Origin of the sequence: Veillonella sp. CAG:933 (assembly GCF_000431435.1) — a bacterium.
Classification (GTDB): Bacteria; Bacillota; Negativicutes; order Veillonellales; family Veillonellaceae; genus Veillonella_A.
On sequence record NZ_HF986246.1, the window covers coordinates 1 to 7,171 of the forward strand.

The 7,171-nt window shown below is 42.4% G+C and carries 5 protein-coding genes and 1 pseudogene; all 6 read left to right on the forward strand.

Annotation, left to right across the window (positions count from 1 at the left end; translation table 11 throughout):
• Positions 1-232: 232 nt before the first annotated feature.
• Positions 233-847 carry a thiamine diphosphokinase gene (locus tag QZL64_RS12825; RefSeq protein ID WP_021842349.1) on the forward strand — a complete coding sequence of 205 codons (615 nt, stop codon included), beginning with the start codon at positions 233-235 and terminating at the stop codon, positions 845-847.
• 174 nt (positions 848-1,021) lie between these two features.
• Positions 1,022-2,278 carry a cation:proton antiporter gene (locus QZL64_RS12830; RefSeq protein ID WP_021842350.1) on the forward strand — a complete coding sequence of 419 codons (1,257 nt, stop codon included), beginning with the start codon at positions 1,022-1,024 and terminating at the stop codon, positions 2,276-2,278.
• Between the two features lie 3 nt (positions 2,279-2,281).
• A complete protein-coding gene (locus QZL64_RS12835; protein WP_021842351.1) occupies positions 2,282-3,733 on the forward strand; it encodes a sensor histidine kinase in 1,452 nt (483 codons plus the stop codon).
• A gap of 4 nt (positions 3,734-3,737) precedes the next feature.
• Positions 3,738-4,426: pseudogene (locus QZL64_RS12840) on the forward strand (response regulator transcription factor).
• 295 nt (positions 4,427-4,721) lie between these two features.
• Positions 4,722-5,354, forward strand: coding sequence for a phosphatase PAP2 family protein (locus QZL64_RS12845; protein ID WP_021842353.1), 633 nt, complete (start codon positions 4,722-4,724; stop codon positions 5,352-5,354).
• The gene (locus QZL64_RS12850; protein ID WP_021842354.1) at positions 5,347-6,996 is read left to right on the forward strand and encodes an ArnT family glycosyltransferase; all 1,650 of its coding nucleotides are present in this window, start codon (positions 5,347-5,349) and stop codon (positions 6,994-6,996) included. Before QZL64_RS12845 ends, QZL64_RS12850 begins: the two co-directional genes overlap by 8 nt.
• Positions 6,997-7,171: the final 175 nt, after the last annotated feature.

Sequence of the window (7,171 nt, forward strand, 5' to 3'; positions counted from 1 at the left end):
CAAAGTGTTCAATTTGATATTGCAATTTAGCATTGTAATTAATATTTGCAAGAGCTCCTGTAAAGGAGCTCTTTTTTCATACTCTATGGGGAGATTTATTTTAGGTATAACATGTGGGCATAGTTTACGTATAAGAAACAGTTTCGGCTTATGTGTTTCTTTGCTGTTCCTTTATCCTCTCATATGGTGTATAGTTAATCATATATTATACTGTAATAGGACGGGAGCGACTATGAGAAAACATTGTGCAATAGTACTGGGTGGAATTTTTTCACCTTTAGATGGTATCGATACAGCTGATTTTGTGATAGCTTGTGATAAAGGGTATGCCTATATCCGTGAATACGATTTGGAACCGGACTTGGTGGTAGGTGATTTTGATTCTTATCACGGGAAAATCACGCCGGGTATTGAAATACTTGATTTACCGACTATGAAAGATGATACGGACACATTGGCAGCGATTCGTTATGCCTTAGAACATGATTATAAAGACTTAACTCTATATTGTGCCTTTGGCGGTCGTTTTGACCATTTAATGGGGAATGTACAGGCAGCCATGTATGCTGTGTCACAAGGGGCCGTCGTGCGCATGGTGAGCCACGATACGGATAGTTATCTGTTTAGCCATGGCGACATTACCTTAGAACCGCGGATGGACTACTCCTTGTCGGTACTCGCTTTATCTGACGAATGTCATAATGTGACGATTACGGGAGCTAAGTATGCGTTGAAAAATGCGACTTTGTACAATACAAAGCCGGTAGGTGTAAGTAATGTGTGGCATGATACAGTACACGTGAAGGTGGGCGACGGCATTTTGATGGTGTCCATGTCGCATATGTAGGACAGTAAATATAGTATCATCAACCTGATAGGGCTCATACCCGCTACATAAAATTAAGAAAGTAATCAGAAAATATAATCCGGCAACGGATGTGGACCCAAGTTTGGAAGCGAGTCTTGAACCGAGTGAATGGAATCGCTGATGACGGCTTGTGTCATAGGAGGTTTTTAAAGTATGTTAACATCATTAGGATTTGTCATATTAGGTGGCGCCGCTTTAGCTGCGGTGTGTCGCAAAATACAACTGCCGACCATTATCGGGCTTATGTTGGCCGGTATGCTTTTGGGACCGCAGGGGGGCAATTGGCTCGATTCGACCATGCTTACCATTTCACCTGATTTGCGGCAGTTAGCTCTTATAGTTATCCTTGTAAAGGCAGGCCTTGCTATTAATTTGCGAGATATTTGGAGTCTTGGACGGCCACTTCTGATGATGTCGACAGTACCAATGTTAATAGAGTTGACAATACTTACGTATTTAGGCCTTTATGTATTTGGCCTCCATGGCCTGGAAGCTTTACTTTTGGCGACTGCCGTTTGTGCCGTGTCGCCGGCCGTTGTGGTTTTTCGCATGATTCATCTCATTGAATTACGTTATGGGACGAAAAAGAAGATTCCGCAACTCATCATGGTAGCTTCGTCATTAGAAGATATTGTAGTCGTGGTTATTTTTTCATTAGTACTAGCGCTCGTGGAGGCCCATGTGGCTACACCGGAAGGCATGAGTGCCTTGGCCATTGCCGCTCAGGTTCCGGTAGCATTGTTTAGTGGCATTGTGCTGGGCTTTATAGGTGGCTTTATACTGTCGTATATTGCCAAACGAATGAATAAAGGCGATCAATTATTGCCCGGTACAGTGACATTATTGCTGACGATTTTGATTGCCGCATCGTTTGTGATGGTGGCGATCAGTAATTGGTTCAAGCCGTATGCGGCCGTTTCAGGTCTTTTGGCGGTTATGATTATGTCCAGTGTGGTCAAAGGACAGGTGTCTTATGATTTGGGGCAGGCTCTTAATCGACAAATTAATCAACTATGGATTCCTATTGAAATCATCCTATTCGTGCTTGTAGGAGCGGCTATCGATACGACCTATATGCTCAGCATGAGCGGCATTTTGATTGGCGTTATCGCCTTAGGTTCTATGGGGCGTGCTTTGGGTGTAGGCGTGTCTTTGTTAAAAACGAAGCTCAATATGAAGGAGCGCATTTACTGTGCCATTTCCTTTGCCCCTAAAGCCACTGTGCAGGCAGCCATCGGCGGTATTCCGCTGGCTTTGGGGCTTGATAGCGGTCCTTTAGTGTTGGCCGCATCGGCCATGGCGATTTTAATCACATCGCCAATCGGCGCATTTGCCATGGATTATTTTTATAAACGATTATTGGAACCGGAAACAGATCCTATTATAGAAGGACAGGGGGAGGCAAAGTAAGGCATGTTAATAAAAAAGCGCCTGGTAATTTCCAATATTTTGATGATTGCCATTCCATCGATAGTGGCGTTACTTATTGTATTTGTCAGCTTGGCAGCCATTTGGATTCCAAGCGTGCAACGGAATAACATCGGGGTCCGTGATTTGGAAGATTTTGAGCGGACCGGAACCTTTATGCTGACACAGGTGGAAGGTAAGCTGCAGGAAACGGCAGCGGCCGGTCGCGATCCGAAGATTTCGGATGTATCGGCGGCACTGCGTCAAGTAACCGGCTATACAGTGCGTGTGGCAAGCCCGACCGGTGAATTATGGACTTGGGGCGATGCACCGGACGCGGAAGCCCTTAAGCTGGAAGATGCAGCAGATCAATTAAATGGTGACGGTATCATTTCAAACGGTAGTCATGCCGTAGCAACACGAAATGTGGTGACTAAGGCAGGTGATTATCGAGTCTATATTTATGGTTCAGAAATCAAGATACGAACCTGGCCGGCTAAAAACACGGTTAAATGGTCGCTCATATTTATCTTCATTATGTTTATCATAGGCATTATTGTAGCGAATAAATTCTTAACACGTTTTGTGTTTCAGCGTATTCGCAGTGCTTTAGATTTATTGGCATCGGGGGTTCGTCAAATTCGCGATGGCAATTTAAAAATTAAGCTTACCTATGACGGTAAAGACGAATTTGCACCAATTTGTGAAGATTTTAACGATATGGCCCGTCGTTTGGAAGAGTCGGTAACGTTGATTCAAAAGCAGGAACAAAATCGTAAAGAGTTATTAGCCGGAATTTCTCATGATTTACGGTTCCCGTTAACGTCGATTAAGGCCTATGCGGAAGGTTTGGAGGACGGCATTGCGACGACGCCGGAATTACAGGCAAAATATGTGCGTATGATTCAGACAAAGGCGGATGAAATGGAGCACATGATCAGTAATCTCTTTACGTTTTCAAAAATGGATTTGGAAGAATATCCTAGCTATCCTGAAAAAATGGACCTGGGTGCGCATTTGGAACTGTTTATTCGTAATGAAGGGGAAGCGTATAAGAATAAGGGCTTAATTCTGCATCGTGAAATGATTGAGCACGATTCTTTGATTTGGGCTGACCCGTTTCAAATTCGCAATATCATAGCCAATATTGCCGATAACAGTGTAAAATATAAAGTGAATGAAACCGGTAACTTATATATTTCCTGTCAGACTCAGGAAGCTATGGTTGCGCTGATTTTAGTGGATGACGGCCCCGGAGTGAATGAAAGCAGTTTGGAACGGCTCTTTGATGTGTTTTATCGCAGTGATGCGGCGCGCAGTAATCCTCATAAGGGGAGCGGGCTCGGTCTTGCGATTGTTAAAAAGATGGTGCAGCAAATGGGTGGTACCATTGAAGCTGAAAACGCTGATGACGGTGGTTTGCGTATAATCATGAAGTTCCCGAAATACGGAGGTTAATGCAGTGGCGAAACGAATTTTAATAATTGAAGACGATCAAGCAATTGCTGAAATTGAGCGAGACTATTTAGAGCTGAAGTAACCATCGCCAATGACGGCGGCAAAGGGCTGGAACTCGCCTTAAATGAACCTTTTGATTTAATATTGCTTGATGTCATGTTGCCGACCGTTGACGGTTTTAGTATTTTAAAGAAATTAAGAGAAACACTGGATATTCCGATTCTTATGGTAACGGCTAAGCAGGAAGATATAGATAAGATTCACGGGCTAGGCCTGGGTGCCGATGATTACATTGAAAAACCGTTTTCCCCAAGTATTTTGGTAGCGCGTGTTAAGGCAAATATTGCGCAATATGAGCGTTTGCGTAAAGACTCGACGAGCAACAAAGGGGAAGCGGACATTCAGGTGGGCCATTTACTCATTCAGCCGGGCTCACATCGCGTCTTTGTGCATAATAAAGAAGTAAATTTGAAAAATAAAGAATATGAATTGCTTTTATTCTTAGTCCGCAACGGTGATTTGGTATTTGATAAAGAAACCTTGTACGAGCGCATTTGGGGCCTCGAAGCCATTGGCGATGTGGCAACCGTAGCTGTTCATATCAATCGTTTACGTGAAAAAATCGAAGATGATCCGAGTAATCCGCGCTACATTGAAACCGTGTGGGGCGCCGGGTATCGGTTTAAAATGTAGTACGAGTGTGGCGTTAAAATGCAGTACGGGTATTGGTTTAAAATGTAGCATTCGATAAAGTATTGCCGGAGACAATAGCATGTCAAAGAGCAATACAAAGTAAATAGAATATAAGGTAAGCATTATAGCTGTCAGATGGGAAAAATCCCGTCCGGCAGCTATTTTTTTATTGAAAAAACTTGGTTTATTAATTTGAAATAAAAGTTTAAATTTTGTTTATATTTGGTGTAAATCTTGTTTAAAACCCTTTTGTATACTGAGAGTGTAAATTGGAATAAAGGAGTTTTTAACATTGATGGAACAAGTTTTTAGTCTCATACAACAGTATGATTTTTCGATTTTAAATTATATATGGTTATATGGGCATGCACATTGGCTTGATATTTTCATGGAAGAAGCCACTGATTTGGGTAATGGCGGGGCAATCTGGATTGCTCTTGGCATATTCTTTATGTTTCAAAAAAAATACCGAAAAGTAGGTTACATGATGATGACGGCCATGCTCATAGGCTTTGTTCTCTTGAACTTGGGCGTTAAGCCGATGGTGGCACGGCTTAGACCGTTTGAACTGCAACCGGCGGTGCAACTGTTAATCCATGAACCCTGGGATTATTCATTCCCGTCAGGTCATGCTTGGTCAGCTTTAGCCGCAGTTATAATTTTATTTATGAATAAGATTCCGGGCCGTTATGTGGCCTTAGGCGTAGCCTTACTTATCAGTTTTTCAAGAATCTATTTATATGTGCACTATCCATCAGATGTCATTGCGGGAGGTATATTTGGAGTGGTTATCGGTATGGCCAGTGTATACGGTTGGCGTTTTCTTGACAAAAAATATGCACAGCGCCGTCCCATAATAGTTAAAAATTCAGTTTCAGATTATGAATTATCTTATAAGCAGATTGAGGAGAGTGCCCATCATGAGTGAGTCAAAAAAATATCTCGGCTGGATTCTACTGTTAGGTGTGTATCTGTTTTTTCTGGGCAATTGGGGCATTGCCATCACGGATCCGGTAGAATCAAACTACGCTTTAACGGCGAAGGAAATGCTGCAGGCCGGCAATTATTTGTCGCCTCAGATTTACGGTAATTATTGGTATGACAAACCGATTTTCTTTTATTGGGAAGTCATCGCCGCCTTTAAACTCTTTGGTATTAACGAATGGGCAGCTCGTTTTTTTCCGGCTCTATTCGGCATTAGCGGTCTACTCATGACCTATTGGTTCACACAAAAACTCTTTAACCGCCTGACAGCGCTTGTAGCTACGGTTATTTTGGGCACATCGTTAGAATATTGTCTCATTTCTAAAACTGTAATTACCGATATGACCTTATTTGTGTTCTTCAACGCGGCGCTTATTTTCTTCTATTTGGGCTATTATTTTAAAAAGCGTAATTACTATTACGGAGCGTATTTCTTTGCAGGAATGGCTGTTTTGACAAAAGGTCCTATAGGCTTGTTGTTACCAGGTCTCATCGTAGTATTATTCCTCGTTTCACAGCGCGATTACAAAGAGCTGCTTCATATGAAATGGCTTGGCGGGATTGCTATATTTGTTCTAACTGCCGGCCCTTGGTACTACTACATGTACAGCGTGCACGGCATGGATTTTATCGACACCTTCTTGGGTGTTCATAATGTATTGCGTGCTACCGTTTCGGAACATCCGCGGGATAATGTGTGGTATTACTATTTGGGCATGTTTATTATCGGATTCTTCCCGTGGGTATTTACCTTACCGTATTTATTTAAACGTCGTTTTCAGGCGCAGCGTGAGCGTTTGCAAATAGCAGCCACTTCAAGTACCGGCATAAGCTTGGGGCAAGGCACCGATTCACTTGATGGCCATGATGATAATCATCTTGGCTCATTGGTTATGAATATTGGATCCGTAAGTGCGTCCGGCGCTATTATTCACGCACAACCGGCTATGAAAGATGCTATTAAAGGTAATAGAGATGGCACCCCAACTTGGCGAGTAATCCTGCGTGCTATGATGCAGTTTGACCAAACTACGGTATTCTTACTGATTTGGGCTTTTACAATTGCTGTGTTCTATCAATTGATGGCTACTAAATACACGACCTATACATTCCCGTATTTATTGCCGATTGCTATTTTGGCGGCTCGTGTCATGGTAAATCATTTGAAACTGGTGAAATACACCGTGATTGCCAATCTCATATTGTATTCCGTGCTTACCTTTGCCGTAGCGACGCCGTATTGCAACGCTTATTCTTCTAAAGCTGTAGGCAACGTGGTGGCACAAACGGTTAAACGGGGGGATATGGTTGTAAGTTATGGGCGTTATCAGACGTCCGCCGGATTCTACAGTAATCAGTTGATTTATCGTGTTGAAAAAGCAGCTGCTATTCCGGGCCTTGAACCATCGGCTATGAATTGGAATACGAAAAACGTAATGCCGTTCATTGCGGAAGAAACCGTGGCAACACGTGATCATGTTGTTGCCATCGTAGATAATCGCCGTTTAAAAGAATTTAAAGCCGATATGCCGGGACAATGGCAAGAAGTAAAAGCTTTGGATAAATTTACGGTGTTTAGAAAATAAGTTGCCTAAGTGGGCAAAAATAGAATTGCCTAGGTGGGCAATAAGAAATCCAGTTAAGTAACAATATAAGAACTCGGTTAAGTAACCATCTGATTTTAAGTCAAGTAACTTAATCAATAAAGCAAAAAAGCAACTAAAGGTAATGAACTGCACCCCAAAAATTGGACACAATTTT